A 16,325-nucleotide genomic window follows, 5' to 3' on the forward strand; every position below is an offset into this window, starting at 1 on the left:
CTTGAACGAGAACACCGGCTGCAAGTCTTCGCGCTTGAGCAAGACCTGATTGCCGAGCCGCTCGGACAGCTGCCGCGCGCCGTGCAGCGGGGTTTCGATGGCGACGTCGTAGACGCGAGAAGTGAGGATTTTCTTGACGTACTGTTCGAGCATCGGGACGACATCACTGGCGGAAAGGGCAAGACCGGCAAGTTTACCCCGCGCTCCGATGCACGACCACACGAATGACGGGGCTTTGCGCCGCAGTCGCCGCTATAATGCGGGCCCTTTTGCATCCCTCTGGCACCGTGGAGCCCGCATGACCCAGGATCAACTCAAACAGGCAGTCGCTCAGGCAGCTGTCGATTTCATCCTTCCAAAGCTCGACGACAAGAGCATTGTGGGCGTTGGCACCGGCTCCACGGCCAACTGCTTCATCGATGCGCTGGCCAAACACAAGGCCGCCTTCGACGGCGCAGTCGCCAGCTCCGAAGCCACCGCTGCACGCCTCAAGGGCCACGGCATTCCGGTGTATCAACTCAATACCGTCAGCGACCTAGAGTTCTACGTCGATGGCGCGGACGAGAGTGACGAGCACCTGAACCTCATCAAGGGCGGCGGCGCAGCCCTGACCCGCGAAAAGATCGTAGCGGCCGTCGCGAAAACCTTCATCTGCATCGCCGATGGCAGCAAGCTGGTGCCGGTGCTCGGCGCTTTCCCGCTGCCGGTTGAAGTCATTCCGATGGCGCGCAGCCATGTGGCTCGCCAACTGGTGAAGCTGGGCGGCGACCCGGTCTACCGCGAAGGCGTGCTGACCGATAACGGCAACATCATTATCGATGTGCATAACATGAGCATCACCAACCCGGCGGAGCTGGAAGTACAGATCAATGCCATCGTCGGCGTGGTCACCAACGGCCTGTTCGCTGCACGTCCGGCAGATCTGCTGTTGCTGGGTACGGCCGACGGCGTAAAAACACTGACCCGCTAAGCGTTATGGCGTGAAAAAATGCCCACTTTGCGTGGGCATTTTCATTTCAGGGAAGCGGCTGTTTTGTAACGCGCTACGGTTTGCGAAACACATAGAACAGATTCGGCTCGCTCACCAGATACAGCACCTCGTCGTCGTCCATCGCGACACCTTCGGCCTGCGGCACGCTCTTGCTCAAGCCCATCTGGCCTTTTTTCAGCGAACTGCTGCCAATCGGGCGGCCGTCGACATCCAGCTCGACGATCTGCTTGGACTCATCGGACAGCGCCAGCAGATGACCGCTGTTCTGATCGAATTGCAGACTAGAAAGATCACGCACGAACAGGCCGGCATCGCGTTTGCTGTCGGCAATCACCTGCAGATTGCTCGGGCCCTCGGCGCTGCTCTTGGGAAAACCCCGGACTTCGATGATCTGCACCGGATCTCGCTCGCGAGCGACGAACAGGCGTTTGTTATGACGGTCGTAGGCCAGGCCTTCATAGCCTTTGTTGCCACCGGCGTTGAGTCCGAGTGTCAGTTGCTCGGCGTTGGCGGCATCCAGCGACTGCGTTGTGTCGTCGATGCGCACCTTGATCAAGCGCTGCTGACGTTCGTCGCTGATCACGTAGACGCCGGGGCTTATGTATTCAACCGCCTCTGCGTCACCGAAGCCGATCAACTTGATGCGCCGCAGGACATGACCGTCCAGACTCAGCTCGACCATTTCGGCGTTCTGGTTGGTGACGGTGAACAGGCTTTTACGATCCGGATCGAAACTCAGTCCAGAAACGTCGTCGGTCAGCCCATCAATGACCATGCCTTCGATAACGGCACGGTATTGGTCAAGGCCGATGGCTTCCTGAGAATCGGTTTGCCAGTACATTTGCCAGTCGAACTGGGCGCGCTCTACAAAACGGTATCGCTGGTTGGCAACCACCAACAGCATAATCAATGGCACAAGGAGCAGAAGCAGAAGCAAAGAGCGGGTAGAGCGACGCATTGGGGTGACTCGGAAAGGTTGAGCGGACGGCATTGATAGCACGCCATTCTGAAAGCAAGCTTAATGGCGTAGTGCTATTTTTTACCGGTTATGTAACCAGCCGTCCTGGCTCAATGTTTGCGAAACGAGTAGAACAGGTTCGGTTCGCTCACCATGTACAACGTTCCTGCTTCATCCAGCGCAACGCCTTCAGCACGCGGAATGGTTTCTTTAAGGCCATTCATCCCGCCCAGCAAGGCCATGAAACTGACCTGCTCACCCTGCTCGTCCACTTCCAGCAACAGGTGCGAGTCCGCCGACAGCGCCAGCATGTGGCCGGTACGCGGATCGATGCTCAATGACGACAGGTTGCGCATGTCCAGCGAACGGCTGGGCAGCTTCTGCTTTTCGCCCTTGAGTACATCACTGCCATCGCTGCCCCAGGTAAACAGCGCTGCAGGCCGTTCTTCGCCAAGAATCAGCTGCTGACGACGCGGGTCCCAGGCGATGCCTTCGAACCCCTTGTTCTGGTTTTCGGATTTGCCCAGGTCGTATTTCGGGAAATCGGCGAGGTTGAGTGTGGTCGTTTCAGGCGTCACTTTGACGATGGTCAGTTGGTGCTGACGCTCGTCGGTGATCGCGATCAGCCCATCATTCATCACCGCCACGCCCTCGGGATTGCTCCAGCCGACCAGCGGGATCTTGCGCAGTACATCGCCGGTGAGCGTCAGCTCGACCAGAAACGCGTTCTTGCCCATGACGGCGAACAGGGTCTTGGTCACCGGGTTATAAGAAAGGTCCGACGCCTCGTCTTTTTCCATGCCTGGCAACGCTTTGGCATCGATATCCACATGGTAGTCCGGCAACCAGATGCTTGCGCTGCGGCCCGCCTTGTTTTCGAAGCTTTCCTGCAACCAGAGCACGGCACGGTCATCCCAGTGCATGGCAAACGCCAGACCGTACCCCATGACCGCCACCAGCAACAGCCACGAGTACCAGCGCAGACTTCGGATGAAAGCAAAGCGTTTCTTGGAGGCAGGCAGCGTTTGGGCAGGAAGGGGCATTCAAGGTGTTCCCGAGCAGAAATAACGTCGATGTGGCGTATTGCCCCAAACGGGGCGGGCAGGATTATCCAGAACAGGTGTGAAAAAAACGCAAATCCGTCGGAACTATTACCCACCGGACAGACAAAAGCCACCCGGGCGTTGATCCGGGTGGCTTTGGGAGGTGAAACGTAGTCAATCCAATTAGCGAACGACGCTCTCGAAAGGCGTCTGGCCACCCAGCTCGAGGACGATCTGGTCACCGGCTTCGAACGGACCGACGCCCGCTGGCGTACCCGTCATAATGATGTCGCCAGCCTGTAACGAGAAGTTGGCGGCCATGTGCTGGATCATCGGCACGATCGGGTTGAGCATCAGGCTGCTGTTACCATCCTGGACGACCTTGCCGTTGATGGTCAGGCGAATGCCGATGTCGGTCAGGTCGGGGAACGTTTCAGCCGGTACAAAGGGGGCGATCACCGCTGCGCCATCGAAGCACTTGGCCAACTCCCAAGGCAGACCTTTTTCACGCAGACGCGACTGCACGTCACGTAGCGTCAAATCCAGACCCGGAGCGAAACCGCTGATGGCATCCAGCACTTCTTCGCGGGACGGGTTCTTGGTCAGCGGCTTGCCGATCAGTACCACGATCTCAGCTTCGTAATGCACCGAGCCACGGTCGGACGGAATGGTAAAACCGCCTTCCAGCGCAACCACCGCGCTGCCCGGCTTCATGAAGATCAGCGGCTCGGTAGGAACAGGGTTGCCCAGCTCCTTGGCGTGCTCAGCGTAATTGCGACCGATACACACCACTTTGCCAAGAGGGAAGTGAATATTCGTTCCATCGACATATTTGTGCTGGTAGCTCATGACGTCTCCTGAGTCTGAAAAGATGCGGCTTTTATGAGGTTTTTATAAGGCTTTGGGTATCGCTACGGCAGTGATCAAACAGCGAATATTTTACCGGGGTTCATGATCCCGTTCGGGTCGAAGATCGCCTTCAGGGCTTTCATGTACTCGATTTCCACCGGCGAGCGGCTGTAGGTCAAGTAATCGCGCTTGGTCATCCCGACGCCGTGCTCGGCGGAAATCGAGCCGTTGTATTTCTCGACCGTCTCGAACACCCATTTGTTGACACGGGCACATTTGACGAAGAACTCATCCTTGTCGAGGCTTTCCGGCTTGAGAATGTTCAGGTGCAGGTTGCCGTCGCCGATGTGGCCGTACCAGAGCACATCGAAATCGGGATAGTGCTCACCGACGATGGCGTCAATTTCTGCCAAAAATTCAGGCACTTTCGAGACAGTCACCGAGATGTCGTTCTTGTAGGGCGTGAAGTGCGAGATGGTTTCAGAGATGTACTCGCGCAGCTTCCACAGATTGCGCAGCTGCTGCTCACTCTGGCTCATCACGCCGTCCAGCACCCAGCCCTGCTCCACACAATGCTCGAAGGTCGCCAGCGCCTGATCGGCCAGGTCCTCGGTGGTGGCTTCAAATTCCAGCAGCACATAGAACGGACAAGGCGTATCGAACGGCGACGGCACGTCACCCCGCGCCATGACCCGGGCGAAGGACTTGTCGGAGAAAAATTCGAAAGCGGTGAGGTCGAGCTTGCCGTGAAACGCATGCAGTACCGGCATGATCGAATTGAAGTCGGTGGTGCCCAGCACCATCGCGGTCAGGTTGCGCGGGGCACGGTCCAGGCGCATGGTCGCTTCGACCACGAACCCCAGCGTGCCCTCGGCGCCGATGAACAGCTGGCGCAGATCGTAACCGGTGGCGTTCTTGATCAGGTCTTTATTCAGTTCCAGCAGATCGCCCTTGCCAGTCACGACCTTAAGGCCCGCGACCCAGTTGCGGGTCATGCCGTAGCGAATCACCTTGATCCCGCCCGCATTGGTGCCGATGTTGCCGCCAATCTGGCTGGATCCGGATGAAGCGAAATCGACCGGGTAATACAGGCCGTTTTCTTCCGCCATCGCCTGCAACTGGCGGGTGATGACACCCGGCTGGCAGACGGCAGTGCGGTCGGTCAGATTGAGGTCCAGAATCTGGTTCATGTAGTCGAACGAAACCACCACCTCCCCATTGGCTGCAACCGCGGCTGCGGAGAGGCCCGTTCTGCCACCCGATGGCACCAGCGCGACCAGGCGCTCGTTGGCCCAACGCACGATGGCCTGAACCTGCTCGGTGGTTTTGGGGAATACGATGGCCAGCGGAGCCGGGGTGAATTGTTTGGTCCAGTCCTTGCCGTAAGTCTGCAGGGAATCCTCGTCGATCAGCACTTTGCCGGGGTCGACCAGGGTCTTGAGCTCATCAATCAAAGCGGGATGGGTCATGGACTCAACTCTCGAACAATTCATGGGCATCCTGAGAACGGTTCACGTTCAAGAATGGGGTTTCGCGGGGGGCTTATGCTAGCATACGCCCCCCGTGAACAGCGCCTGACGCCGTTTCGGCCACCCCCTGCCAATTTTCTTCGGGACACAGGTTTACGCAGATGAGCAAGACTTCCCTCGACAAGAGCAAGATCAAGTTCCTTCTTCTCGAAGGCGTCCACCAATCCGCCGTCGACGTCCTCAAGGCAGCTGGCTATACCAGCATCGAGTACCACACCAAGTCTCTGCCGGAAGCCGAACTGAAGGAAAAGATCGCCGACGCTCATTTCATCGGTATCCGCTCCCGCACCCAACTGACCGAAGAGATGTTCGATTGCGCCAAGAAACTGGTCGCGGTCGGCTGCTTCTGCATCGGCACCAACCAGGTCGATCTGGGCGCTGCACGTGAACGCGGTATCGCGGTGTTCAACGCGCCGTACTCCAACACACGCTCCGTTGCCGAACTGGTGCTGGCCGAGGCCATCCTGCTGCTGCGCGGCATCCCTGAGAAGAACGCATCCTGCCACCGTGGCGGCTGGATCAAGAGCGCAGCCAACTCGTTCGAAATCCGGGGCAAGAAGCTGGGCATCATCGGCTACGGCTCGATCGGCACACAGCTGTCGGTTCTGGCTGAAGGTCTGGGCATGCAGGTCTTCTTCTTCGACCCGCTGACCAAGCTGCCACTGGGTAACGCGACCCAGGTCACCAGCCTGAACGAGCTGCTGGGGATGGCCGACATCGTTTCGCTGCACGTGCCTGAGCTGCCGTCCACCCAGTGGATGATCGGCGAGAAGGAAATCCGTGCCATGAAGAAAGGCGCGATCCTGATCAACGCAGCGCGCGGCACCGTGGTCGAGCTGGAAGCCCTGGCGGCAGCGATCAAGGACAAGCACCTGATCGGCGCGGCCATCGACGTGTTTCCGGTCGAGCCTCGCTCCAACGACGACATTTTCGAAAGCCCGCTGCGTGGCCTGGACAATGTGATCCTGACCCCGCACATTGGCGGTTCCACTGCCGAAGCGCAGGCCAACATCGGTCTGGAAGTGGCAGAGAAGCTGGTCAAGTACAGCGACAACGGTACGTCGGTGTCCTCGGTCAACTTCCCGGAAGTGGCCTTGCCCGCTCACCCTGGCAAGCACCGCCTGCTGCACATCCACGAAAACATCCCGGGCGTACTCAGCGAGATCAACAAGGTCTTCGCCGAGAACGGCATCAACATCTCCGGTCAGTTCCTGCAGACCAACGAGAAAGTCGGTTACGTGGTGATCGACGTCGACGCCGAATACTCGGACCTGGCGCAAGAGAAACTGCAGCACATCAAAGGCACCATCCGCAGCCGCGTTCTGTTCTGATCGCCGCACTGCCATAAAAAAGGAGACCTTCGGGTCTCCTTTTTTGTGGTTCGCGGGTCAGCCTCTTATCGAATACCTTGCTGCTGAAGAAGCACTGAAATCTGCTTCTGCCCAGAGGGAGTGGGCGCTCTCGGAGATTACGACGGCAGCGATGAGCTGCGCAGCGGCCCCGGATTGCAGCTGATACACCGCATGCGCAGGCTTTGCTGCCGGTGCGGACAAACGGAACGCCGCCCGATCCGCTCCCACGGTCGGGTGTTTGCTGCGCGACAGCGCTACATCGAAACGTGGCGGGACCTCCCACAGTCCGCTGGCCGCGTGCATGACGATTAGCGCTTCGCATGGGAATGCGTTTGTAGACGCTCCACTTCCCGACAGTGACGCCGGACTGTGTGTCCGCCCTAAAGGAGGCTGACGGTCACTTCACATTAATCGTGATCTTCTTCGACTCGACGCTCGGGTTCAGCGGGATGTGGCTCTTGTCGCCCACCAGCAGTTGCAGGGTGTGCTGACCTGGCGGCAGATTCACTTCGGTTTCAGTCTGGCCTTTGCCGAAATGCCGGATATTGTCAGTCATGGGCAGCGGTGCATCCATCGCAGGCTGGTCCTTCACGTCGATCAGCAAATGGTGGTGACCGGTTTCCGGAACATCCACACCGGCCGGTGCAACGCCCATGCCCTTGAGCCCGAACTGCACCTTGAAGGGCGAGGTGACGGTTTCACCGTCCTTGGGCGAAATGATGTAAACCTCGGCACCCGCCGCCGAGGCGGTGCGCGGGATATCGGCAGCGCTGACCAGCATGGAAGCACTCAACAGAACGCTCGCAACGACAGCTCCAGAAAATAACGACTTCATGATCTCTCCAGACACGGTTGACGGAATGACGAAGGCTGCCACGATAGCCCGGCCGGCGCTTCAAGGTCCGGACGTGTTCATGAAACAGTTTTCATGAAGCGCAGGTATCGATCAGGGGAACAGCTCGTTGCCACGACGCCGGAACCAGCCCGTCAACGAGAGCCGGTCGCGGGTCGCGGGCAGCACCTCATGGGGGATCTCGCCGGAAAGAAACACCACCAGGCAGCCGCCGGTAGGCTGCACGTCGTACGCCACCTCACCCTTGAGGTACATGCGCAACTGACCGCCGTGTTCCGGCAGCCAGGCATTGTTGAGGTACAGCACCGCCGACACCATGCGCTTGTCGTCGTCGCGAAAGCGGTCCACATGACGCAAGTAGAACGCGCCGGGTGGATACTGGGCAAAATGGCTTTCGTAATCCTCAAGCCCTAAAAACAGACCGCGATTCAACGCCTGACGCAGGCTGTCCATAAGCGCCAGATAACTGTCGCAGCAACTCGCCTGCCCAGTCTCCAGCCACTGGATTCGGTCACCGCGAATACCCTCTCGCACCTCCTGCGCAGGACCTCGACCCACACCGGCAGGCTCAAGCTCACCTTCGGCAGCACGCTTGCGGCACTCTTGTTCCAGTTCCAGGGTCAAACTTTCGGGCAGGAAAATATTCTGCTGCGACCAGCCGTTTGCGGCCAGGTCGTCGACGATTCGTAGCAGCAGTGGGTGATCGGAGGGTATGCGCATGCGGCGCATCATATCCATAAGCCCTGAAATCCGACAGAGGCGCGTTTACGTAGTGTCATATGCCGCAGATTTCGCTTCGCAAGGGCAGTGATAACTCGACAAGCCCCCGGTAACACCCGGAGAATAGCGACCTGCCGACAGGAGTCCCTAATGCGCCGTTTGTTTGTTGTGTTGTTGATGTTATGTACTGCGCCTGCCTGGGCAGACAGCTATGACCAGTTGTACAAGGCCGCCGGCTGGCCGGAACAGCGCGCGCACTTCAACGATGCCTTGAAAGCCGCGCAACAGCGCTATCAGAACAACCTGCCGCCTGCGGTTTTCCAGGCGCTGGTCAATAACAGCAATCAGCGTTTCGCACCGCAGGCTATGGATCAGCGCGCCGCGCGCCGCCTGCGCGAAAGCCTCAAAGACCCTGCGCCCTCCCTGCAGTTCTTCCAGTCGCCATTGGGCCGCAAGATCGTCAACGCCGAACTCACCGCCACACGCGCAGATCAGTTGGCCAAACATGCCGACGGACTGCCGCACATCGAAGCCGACGCGACCCGCCAGTTGCTGATCGGCCACCTGGCTCAAGCGCTGCCAGCCAAACAGGCGGGTGCCGAAGTCAGCCTGGCCATTGCCGGGGTTGCAGCAGACAGCTTGAGCCAGATGATTCCCGGCCTGCTGGGCGGTGGCCAGGCGCAGGGCATGCTCGAAGGCCAGCGCGAGCGGTTGATGGCGCAGATCAGCGCAGACCTGAACAACACACTGCTGTACGTGTACCGCGACCTGTCGGATCCTGAACTGGAAGAATTCTCGACCTTCGCCGAATCCCCTGAAGGCAAGGCGTATTATCAGGCCGCACTGGCCGCGATTCGCGCAGGACTGGCCGTCGGCCAAAGCACTTCAAGCCTCACCCCTGCGCAGTAGAACCGTCAGCCAAGTCCAGGAAGGACCCTATGAAAGACTCAATCGCGCTCATTGCCACCGCAATCGTGATGGCAATTCTGGCTTGGCTGTTCTGGTCGAAACTGGGTCAGGACGCCTTTGGCGTACTGGGTCTGGTCATGACCGCTGCAATGGCTGCCGACAACTTCCGCCTGCGCCGTCAGGTCAAGGCGTTGTCCGCCGGTACAACCCGCAGGCCTTAACGCAATCGCGCTGCCAGAAAGTCAAAGTACCGCGTCCGCAGTTCGGGCAGCTCGTTGGCCAAATGGTGACGGGCGGGGCCGAGCATCAGGATCTGCGGCTCGCTGAACTTGGCCTTCAGGACGTTCAGGTTGTGCGCCCAATCGACGGTCATGTCCGCCTCGCCTTGAATGATCAGCGGGCTGCGCGTACTGCGTGGCGCACTCTCGATCCGCACGATCCACTTCGCCAAGGCTCCTACCCAGGCGGTGGGCAGCCGATTGGGCTGTAGCGGGTCCGCGAGCAGAAACGGCAGAAAGGCCGGGGCGTTCGAGTTTTCGGTGAAGCGCCGGGCGATTCCGGTCACGAAGGGCTTGATCAGGTGATAGCTGAGCCGCGACCAACCCCACGCGCGGGGTCGCACCAGCGGCGCCAGCAGGATGACCTGCCCCTGCGCCGGGCTGTCGGCCCCCTGATTAAGCAGATGATCGATCACGATGGCACCGCCAGTGCTCTGCCCGCACAGATGCCAGGGTTGCGGCAGCCCGAGGGTTTGCGCTTCCAGCAACAGTTGCTGGAGCACGGTCTGATACTCCGCAAAATCGTTGATGCTCGCACGACTGCCGCTGGAAAGCCCATGCCCCGGCAGGTCACAGGAGATCACCGCAAAGCCCTGCCCCAATGCCCATTCGATGACGTGCCGGTAAAGCCCCATGTGGTCGTAGAAGCCGTGGAACAGAAACAGGGTCGCCACGGCGTTTTCGGGTATCCAGACCTGGCCGACGATTTCGTATCCCGCAACATCCAGACGCCCCAGCCAACTGCGAATGACGTTCTCACCGCCCAATCCGCAAAGCCCGTAGAAACGCTGATACGCCAACCCATCCAGGGAGAGCGGATCGATGACACTCAATGGCAACAGGCTGGCGCGCAGATTATCGGGGTCGAACGTGACGGACATGGGCTTTCCAGTTTCGGGCGAGCGTCGCAAGAAATGATGCTGGGATATTCATCTGTCTGCCCCGTCATGGCAAGCCGGACGGGCACAGTCAGCGCGTTTTCAAAGAACTCGGCCAGTGTATCTGCCTGGTATCTTCACTACCCAGCACCGAGTCAAAACGGTAGCCTTCATCCCCGCAATACGCCACACATTCGAGGAAACGGATGAAACGCAGCCTGATCGTTCTTGCCATCGTCATCGCCGCCGTTGCCAGCGGTGCAGGCTGGTACGTCTACAGCAAGCAGCCGGTGCGTGATGGCGAGGTTGCCATGAATCACCTGCAGGCACCGGTCAGCGTGAGTTATGACGAGCGCGGCGTGCCTCACATCCGCGCCAAGAACGAGGCAGACCTGTATCGCACCCTGGGTTATGTGCAGGCCCAGGACCGACTGTTCCAGATGGAAATGATACGGCGCCTGTCGCGTGGCGAGCTGGCCGAAATCCTGGGGCCAAAGCTGATCGAGACCGACAAACTGTTCCGCAGCCTGCGCATCCGAGATCACGCAGCGGCCTATGTGGCGCGTCAGGACAAGAACACGCCGATGTGGAAGGCCCTTGAAGCGTATCTCGATGGCATCAACCAGTATCAGGACACCCACGCAAGTCCGATGGAGTTCGACGCACTGGGCATCCCCAAGCGGCCTTTCAGCGCTGAAGACACGCTCAGCATCGGCGGCTATCTGGCCTACAGCTTTGCGTCGGCATTGCGTACCGAGCCATTGCTAACCTATGTGCGCGACCGGTTGGGGCCGCAGTACCTCAAGGTATTCGATCTGGACTGGCACCCTACCGGCATGCTGGACCAGAAACCCGCGCTGGCCAATCTGGACTGGAAAGGCCTGGGTGCGCTCGCTAAATTGAGCAATGAAGCGTTCGAACAGGCAGGCCTTCCGCAATTCGAAGGCAGCAATGCCTGGGCGGTTTCCGGCAGTCGCACGCAAAGCGGCAAACCCATTCTGGCGGGCGACCCGCACATTCGCTTCTCGGTACCGGCGGCCTGGTACGAAGCGCAGCTGTCAGCGCCGGGCTTCGAACTGTATGGGCACTTTCAGCCGCTGAACCCGTTCGCGTTTCTGGGCCACAACATGGACTTCGGCTGGAGCCTGACCATGTTCCAGAACGACGACATGGACCTGATCGCCGAGAAGACCAATCCCGAAAACCCGAACCAAGTCTGGTATCACGGCCAATGGGTCGAGATGACCCGTACCGAACAGCAGATTGCGGTCAAGGGCGAAGCGCCAGTTAGCCTGAGCCTGCTGGAGTCGCCGCACGGGCCTATCGTCAATGATGCGATGGGCAAGAACGCGGGTCAGACGCCCGTCGCCCTGTGGTGGTCGTTTCTGGTGTCGGAGAACCCTGTGCTGGACGGTTTCTATGAGGCCAACCGCGCCGACACGCGAGAGAAGATGCGCAGCGCGGCCGAGAAGATCCAAGCGCCCGGCCTGAACATCGTATGGGCCAACGCCAAGGGTGACATTGGCTGGTGGGCTACAGCGCAATTGCCGATCCGGCCGGAAGGCGTCAACCCGGCTTATATCCTCGATGGCAGTACGGCGCAGGCCGATAAGCTGGGTTTCTATCCCTTCAGCGCCAACCCGCAGGAAGAAAACCCGGCACGCGGCTACATCGTATCTGCCAACTTCCAGCCGCTCTCGCCCACCGGCATGGAGATTCCGGGCTACTACAACCCACCGGAACGCGGCCAACAGCTTGATCGCCAACTGAGCGATGCGTCAGTGAAATGGGACCTGGAGGCCAGCAAGAAGCTGCAACTGGGCACCCGCACCGATTACGCCCCGAGCATCCTGAGGCCTTTGATTCCGGTCTTGCGCAGTGTCGTCACCGACCCTGAAGAACTGGCGCTGGTCGAGCGGCTGGCGAGCTGGAACGGTGAGTACTCGGTGGGTTCGGTCGGCGCGACGCTGTTCAATCAGTTCCTGTTCGACCTCACCGAAGAAACTTTCCATGACGAACTGGGCGATGACCTGTTCCACACGCTGCTCACGACGCGCTCGCTCGACATGGCCCTGCCGCGTCTGGCCGCCGATGCCGATTCGCCCTGGTGGAACAACCGCAACTCACCTCACGAGGAAAGCCGCGCCAATACCGTCAAGGTTGCGTGGCGCGCCAGCGTTTCTCACCTGAAATCCCTGTACGGCAACAACCCGGACGAATGGGTCTGGGGCAAAGCCCACACGCTGACTCAGGGGCATCCGCTAGGCTCGCAAAAGCCACTGGATAAAATCCTGAATGTTGGCCCTTACCCCGCACCGGGCACCCATGAGGTGCCGAACAACTTGTCTTCCAGCATTCGTCCTGCGCCGTGGCCCGTGAACTATGGTCCCTCGACGCGCCGCATCATCGACTTCGCCGACCCGGCCAACAGCTTGGGCATCAACCCCGTCGGCCAAAGCGGCGTGCCGTTCGACAAGCATTACTCGGATCAGGCCAAGGCCTACATCAACGGCGAGTACATGAAGCAGCACTTCAGCGAGCAGGACGTCGCCGAGCATACCGAAGGCGTGCTTAGGTTCGTGCCGGGGCAATGACAGAAGACCCTGACCGCGGGCATGACGCCGAGCGTCTCAAGAGGCGTTTTCAGGCTGAAGCGTGGAGCAGATCGTGGCCAACAACATGTACTGACTGACTAGATGCCATTCGTGGGAGGCCCCACCACGTCTTCGACGTAGCGCTGTCGCGCGGCAAACTCAGTGGGAGAGGACCTGTCCGCGAATGCAGATTTTCAGCCGCTGCATCTGCGTCAGTTGTACCGGCCTTTTCGCGGACAAGCCCGCTCTCACCCAATCGCGTTTCTTCAGTGGCTTATAGGTTGTTTGATAAGAGGCGGCTCGCCGGCGATTCGGTCCCCCAGGCACAGCACCTGTGACTGAACGGACCCCATCGCCGGCAAGCCTCCCCCCACGAGGCCCTTATTGCCGCGAGACAGGCCAGACAGCAGCCTTGACCATCACGCAGCCGGAGCGCGGCGTGGGTCGGGTTGCTTCCAGGATTCGGCAGCGCTTTCCTCAATGGCTTGCTGGATCGCGCGCTTGCGGTTGTTTTCCGCACGGCGGGTGAAGAACCAGACCAGGAAAGTGGCCAGCGACACGGCCAGCAAAATCAGACTCGCCACGGCGTTGATCTCAGGCTTCACGCCCAGGCGCACCGCCGAGAACACTTCCATCGGCAAGGTGGTCGAGCCAGGCCCGGACACGAAGCTGGCCAGCACCAGGTCATCCAGCGACAGCGCGAACGACATCATGCCGCCCGCCGCCAGAGAGGGCGCGATCATCGGGATGGTGATCAGGAAGAACACTTTCCACGGACGCGCCCCCAGGTCCATCGCCGCCTCTTCAATCGACAGGTCCAGCTCACGCAAGCGCGCCGACACCACGACCGCCACGTAAGCCGAACAGAACGTGGTGTGCGCGATCCAGATGGTCACGATGCCGCGTTCCTGTGGCCAGCCAATCAGCTGCGCCATCGCCACGAACAGCAGCAACAGCGACAAGCCAGTGATCACTTCCGGCATCACCAGCGGTGCCGTGACCAGCCCGCCGAAGAACGTCCTGCCCTTGAAACGCGTGATACGGGTCAGCACGAACGCCGCCATTGTCCCCAGCGCCACGGCCGCAATGGCCGTGTAGCAGGCGATTTCCAGCGAGCGCATCACCGAGCCCATCAATTGCGAGTTGTCCAGCAGGCCCGCGTACCACTTCACCGACCAGCCGCCCCAGACCGTCACCAGTTGCGAGGCGTTGAACGAGTAAATGACCAGAATGACCATCGGCGCATAGATGAACAGCAGGCCGAGGATCAGCATCAGGTTCGAGAATCGAAAGCTCTTCATGCCTTGCCCTCCAGTTCTTTGGCCTGACTGCGGTTGAACAGGATGATCGGCACGATGAGCACCAGCAGCATGATGACCGCCAGCGCCGAAGCCACGGGCCAGTCACGGTTATTGAAGAATTCCTGCCACAGCACGCGGCCGATCATCAGGGTTTCCGGGCCGCCCAGCAGCTCGGGAATCACGAACTCGCCCACCACCGGGATGAACACCAGCATGCAACCCGCGATCACGCCGTTCTTGGACAGCGGCACGGTGATTTTCCAGAAGCTGTTGAAGGTGCTTGAGCCCAGATCGGATGCGGCCTCCAGCAGGCTGGTGTCGTGCTTCACGAGGTTGGCATACAGTGGCAGGATCATGAACGGCAGGTAGGAATAGACCACGCCGATGTACACCGCCAGGTTCGTATTGAGGATCTGCAACGGTTCGTCGATCAGGCCCAGCCACATCAGGAAGGCATTGAGCAGGCCGTTGTTGCTGAGAATGCCCATCCAGGCGTAGACCCGGATCAGGATCGCGGTCCAGGTCGGCATCATGATCAGCAGCAACAGAACGGTCTGGATATCCTTGCGTGCATTGGCGATGGCGTAGGCCATCGGGTAGCCGATCAGCAGGCACAGCAGCGTACTGATGAACGCCATTTTCAGCGAGCCCAGGTACGCCGAGACGTACAGATCATCGCCGGTCAGCAAGGTGTAGTTGGCGAAGTTGAACACCACCTGCAGCTTTTCTTCGGCGTAGCTGAAGATTTCCGTGTACGGCGGGATCGCGACGTCAGCCTCGGCGAAGCTGATCTTGATAACGATCAGGAACGGCAGCGCAAAGAACAGGAACAGCCAGAGGAACGGCACGCCGATGACGATCTGCCGCCCGTTGGGCTTGATGCGCTCGAAGGCGCGCTTGATCTTGCGGATTTTCATGAGCGCAGTACCACGCCGCTGTCGTCTTCCCACCACACATACACTTCATCGCCCCAGGTCGGCCGGGCACCCTGGCGCTCGGCGTTGGCGACGAAGGACTGCACCAGCTTGCCGCCCGGCAGTTCGACGTAGAACACCGAATGGCCGCCCAGATACGCGATGTCGTGGACCTTGCCGCGTGACCAGTTGTATTCGAAGCCCGGCTGCTCGGTGGTGATCAACAGTTTTTCCGGCCGCAGCGCGTAGGTGATGCTCTTGTCTTCTACGGAGGTACTCACGCCGTGGCCGACATAGATGTTGCGTTCAAGCTCAAGGCTGCGGATCAGCGCATGGGCTTCCATGTCCTCGATCACTTCGCCTTCGAACAGGTTGACGCTGCCAATGAATTCACACACCAGGCGGCTGGTCGGGGTTTCGTAGATGTCGATCGGGCTGCCGATCTGGGCGATCCAGCCCAGGTGCATGATCGCGATGCGTTCGGCCATCGTCATGGCCTCTTCCTGATCGTGGGTCACCATCACGCAGGTCACGCCCACGCGCTCGATGATTTCCACCAGCTCCAGTTGCATCTGCGAACGCAGCTTCTTGTCCAGCGCCCCCATCGGCTCGTCGAGCAGCAGCAGCTTGGGTTTTTTGGCCAGCGAGCGGGCCAGGGCCACGCGCTGACGCTGACCGCCAGAGAGCTGATGCGGCTTGCGCTTGGCGTACTGGGTCATCTGCACCAGTTTGAGCATTTCGGCCACGCGGGCGTCGATTTCCGACTTGGCCAGCTTGTCTTGCTTGAGGCCGAAGGCAATGTTGTCGGCCACGGTCATGTGCGGGAACAGCGCATACGACTGGAACATCATGTTGATCGGGCGTTCGTACGGCGGCATGTCGGTGATGTCGACGCCATCGAGGTAAATGCGACCCTCGGTCGGGCGCTCAAAGCCTGCCAGCATGCGCAGCAGTGTGGACTTGCCGGAGCCCGATCCGCCGAGCAGGGCGAAAATCTCACCCTTGTTGATTTGCAGGGACACGTCGTCCACAGCAATCGTCTCGTCGAATTTTTTCGTGACGCGATCGATCTTGACCAGCACCTGTTTGGGTTGCTGACCGCCTTCGAGGGCTTTCTTGTAGGCGCCGGAGGCAACTGCCATGGGTGAAACTCCCA

General features: G+C 59.8%; 15 protein-coding genes and 1 pseudogene. 5 read left to right on the forward strand and 11 right to left on the reverse strand.

The genetic code is table 11. From position 1 onward, the window contains the following. A pseudogene (locus tag ALP40_RS20680) lies at positions 1–153 on the reverse strand (pyridoxal-phosphate dependent enzyme); the annotation flags it as partial. A gap of 145 nt (positions 154–298) precedes the next feature. Between ALP40_RS20680 and rpiA the strand changes: the two are divergent. Continuing rightward, positions 299–970, forward strand: a complete 672-nt coding sequence (rpiA, locus tag ALP40_RS20685; protein ID WP_122210046.1) for a ribose-5-phosphate isomerase RpiA — start codon at positions 299–301, stop codon at positions 968–970. Between the two features lie 73 nt (positions 971–1,043). Here the strand turns inward: rpiA and ALP40_RS20690 are convergent, their stop codons facing one another. The 4 genes from ALP40_RS20690 to ALP40_RS20705 all read right to left on the reverse strand — a co-directional run bounded on the left by ALP40_RS20690 (position 1,044) and on the right by ALP40_RS20705 (position 5,310). Continuing rightward, complete coding sequence (locus ALP40_RS20690) at positions 1,044–1,949, reverse strand: SdiA-regulated domain-containing protein (RefSeq protein ID WP_181115149.1); 906 nt, start codon at positions 1,947–1,949, stop codon at positions 1,044–1,046. 110 nt (positions 1,950–2,059) lie between these two features. Further along, positions 2,060–2,992: an SdiA-regulated domain-containing protein gene (locus ALP40_RS20695; protein WP_122210048.1), complete on the reverse strand. Its 933-nt coding sequence runs from the start codon at positions 2,990–2,992 to the stop codon at positions 2,060–2,062. Between the two features lie 183 nt (positions 2,993–3,175). Continuing rightward, complete coding sequence (locus ALP40_RS20700) at positions 3,176–3,841, reverse strand: fumarylacetoacetate hydrolase family protein (RefSeq protein ID WP_122210049.1); 666 nt, start codon at positions 3,839–3,841, stop codon at positions 3,176–3,178. 74 nt (positions 3,842–3,915) lie between these two features. After that, positions 3,916–5,310 (reverse strand): FAD-binding oxidoreductase, encoded by a 1,395-nt coding sequence (locus ALP40_RS20705; protein ID WP_122210050.1) that lies wholly within the window; start codon positions 5,308–5,310, stop codon positions 3,916–3,918. 161 nt (positions 5,311–5,471) lie between these two features. On the opposite strand from ALP40_RS20705, the gene serA reads away from it, so the two are divergent. Beyond that, positions 5,472–6,701: a phosphoglycerate dehydrogenase gene (gene serA, locus ALP40_RS20710; RefSeq protein WP_122210051.1), complete on the forward strand. Its 1,230-nt coding sequence runs from the start codon at positions 5,472–5,474 to the stop codon at positions 6,699–6,701. Between the two features lie 418 nt (positions 6,702–7,119). Here the strand turns inward: serA and ALP40_RS20715 are convergent, their stop codons facing one another. Beyond that, a complete protein-coding gene (locus ALP40_RS20715; protein ID WP_122210052.1) occupies positions 7,120–7,557 on the reverse strand; it encodes a DUF4399 domain-containing protein in 438 nt (145 codons plus the stop codon). A 111-nt stretch (positions 7,558–7,668) separates the two neighbouring features. Then, positions 7,669–8,304 carry a 2OG-Fe(II) oxygenase gene (locus ALP40_RS20720; RefSeq protein ID WP_183136075.1) on the reverse strand — a complete coding sequence of 212 codons (636 nt, stop codon included), beginning with the start codon at positions 8,302–8,304 and terminating at the stop codon, positions 7,669–7,671. A gap of 141 nt (positions 8,305–8,445) precedes the next feature. On the opposite strand from ALP40_RS20720, the gene ALP40_RS20725 reads away from it, so the two are divergent. After that, complete coding sequence (locus ALP40_RS20725; RefSeq protein WP_122210054.1) at positions 8,446–9,204, forward strand: DUF2059 domain-containing protein; 759 nt, start codon at positions 8,446–8,448, stop codon at positions 9,202–9,204. Between the two features lie 29 nt (positions 9,205–9,233). Then, positions 9,234–9,425, forward strand: coding sequence for a hypothetical protein (locus ALP40_RS20730; protein ID WP_122210055.1), 192 nt, complete (start codon positions 9,234–9,236; stop codon positions 9,423–9,425). Here the strand turns inward: ALP40_RS20730 and ALP40_RS20735 are convergent. Continuing rightward, a complete protein-coding gene (locus ALP40_RS20735) occupies positions 9,422–10,363 on the reverse strand; it encodes an alpha/beta hydrolase (protein ID WP_122210056.1) in 942 nt (313 codons plus the stop codon). The genes ALP40_RS20730 and ALP40_RS20735 overlap by 4 nt on opposite strands. Before the next feature lie 203 nt (positions 10,364–10,566). On the opposite strand from ALP40_RS20735, the gene ALP40_RS20740 reads away from it, so the two are divergent. Beyond that, positions 10,567–12,954 carry a penicillin acylase family protein gene (locus ALP40_RS20740; RefSeq protein ID WP_122210057.1) on the forward strand — a complete coding sequence of 796 codons (2,388 nt, stop codon included), beginning with the start codon at positions 10,567–10,569 and terminating at the stop codon, positions 12,952–12,954. A 419-nt stretch (positions 12,955–13,373) separates the two neighbouring features. Here the strand turns inward: ALP40_RS20740 and ALP40_RS20745 are convergent, their stop codons facing one another. Genes ALP40_RS20745 through potA form a run of 3 tightly spaced genes read right to left on the reverse strand, consistent with a single transcriptional unit; the run spans position 13,374 to position 16,311 of the window. Next, complete coding sequence (locus tag ALP40_RS20745) at positions 13,374–14,255, reverse strand: ABC transporter permease subunit (protein ID WP_122210058.1); 882 nt, start codon at positions 14,253–14,255, stop codon at positions 13,374–13,376. Then, a complete protein-coding gene (locus ALP40_RS20750; protein WP_122210059.1) occupies positions 14,252–15,172 on the reverse strand; it encodes an ABC transporter permease subunit in 921 nt (306 codons plus the stop codon). Before ALP40_RS20750 ends, ALP40_RS20745 begins: the two co-directional genes overlap by 4 nt. After that, positions 15,169–16,311 (reverse strand): polyamine ABC transporter ATP-binding protein, encoded by a 1,143-nt coding sequence (gene potA / locus ALP40_RS20755; protein WP_122210060.1) that lies wholly within the window; start codon positions 16,309–16,311, stop codon positions 15,169–15,171. The genes ALP40_RS20750 and potA overlap by 4 nt, the downstream gene beginning before the upstream one ends. Positions 16,312–16,325: the final 14 nt, after the last annotated feature.

The sequence above is a fragment of the Pseudomonas viridiflava genome (assembly GCF_003702045.1).
Classification (GTDB): domain Bacteria; phylum Pseudomonadota; class Gammaproteobacteria; order Pseudomonadales; family Pseudomonadaceae; genus Aquipseudomonas; species Aquipseudomonas viridiflava_C.

Excerpts from the sequence above, each read along its gene's own strand:
- ALP40_RS20745 (WP_122210058.1), bottom strand. The coding sequence starts at position 14,255 with ATGAAGAGCTTTCGATTCTCGAACCTGATGCTGATCCTCGGCCTGCTG.
- serA (WP_122210051.1), top strand. The coding sequence starts at position 5,472 with ATGAGCAAGACTTCCCTCGACAAGAGCAAGATCAAGTTCCTTCTTCTC.
- ALP40_RS20720 (WP_183136075.1), bottom strand. The coding sequence starts at position 8,304 with ATGCGCCGCATGCGCATACCCTCCGATCACCCACTGCTGCTACGAATC.
- ALP40_RS20690 (WP_181115149.1), bottom strand. The coding sequence starts at position 1,949 with ATGCGTCGCTCTACCCGCTCTTTGCTTCTGCTTCTGCTCCTTGTGCCA.
- ALP40_RS20695 (WP_122210048.1), bottom strand. The coding sequence starts at position 2,992 with ATGCCCCTTCCTGCCCAAACGCTGCCTGCCTCCAAGAAACGCTTTGCT.
- ALP40_RS20725 (WP_122210054.1), top strand. The coding sequence starts at position 8,446 with ATGCGCCGTTTGTTTGTTGTGTTGTTGATGTTATGTACTGCGCCTGCC.
- ALP40_RS20730 (WP_122210055.1), top strand. The coding sequence starts at position 9,234 with ATGAAAGACTCAATCGCGCTCATTGCCACCGCAATCGTGATGGCAATT.
- potA (WP_122210060.1), bottom strand. The coding sequence starts at position 16,311 with ATGGCAGTTGCCTCCGGCGCCTACAAGAAAGCCCTCGAAGGCGGTCAG.
- ALP40_RS20750 (WP_122210059.1), bottom strand. The coding sequence starts at position 15,172 with ATGAAAATCCGCAAGATCAAGCGCGCCTTCGAGCGCATCAAGCCCAAC.
- ALP40_RS20715 (WP_122210052.1), bottom strand. The coding sequence starts at position 7,557 with ATGAAGTCGTTATTTTCTGGAGCTGTCGTTGCGAGCGTTCTGTTGAGT.
- ALP40_RS20700 (WP_122210049.1), bottom strand. The coding sequence starts at position 3,841 with ATGAGCTACCAGCACAAATATGTCGATGGAACGAATATTCACTTCCCT.
- rpiA (WP_122210046.1), top strand. The coding sequence starts at position 299 with ATGACCCAGGATCAACTCAAACAGGCAGTCGCTCAGGCAGCTGTCGAT.
- ALP40_RS20740 (WP_122210057.1), top strand. The coding sequence starts at position 10,567 with ATGAAACGCAGCCTGATCGTTCTTGCCATCGTCATCGCCGCCGTTGCC.
- ALP40_RS20705 (WP_122210050.1), bottom strand. The coding sequence starts at position 5,310 with ATGACCCATCCCGCTTTGATTGATGAGCTCAAGACCCTGGTCGACCCC.
- ALP40_RS20735 (WP_122210056.1), bottom strand. The coding sequence starts at position 10,363 with ATGTCCGTCACGTTCGACCCCGATAATCTGCGCGCCAGCCTGTTGCCA.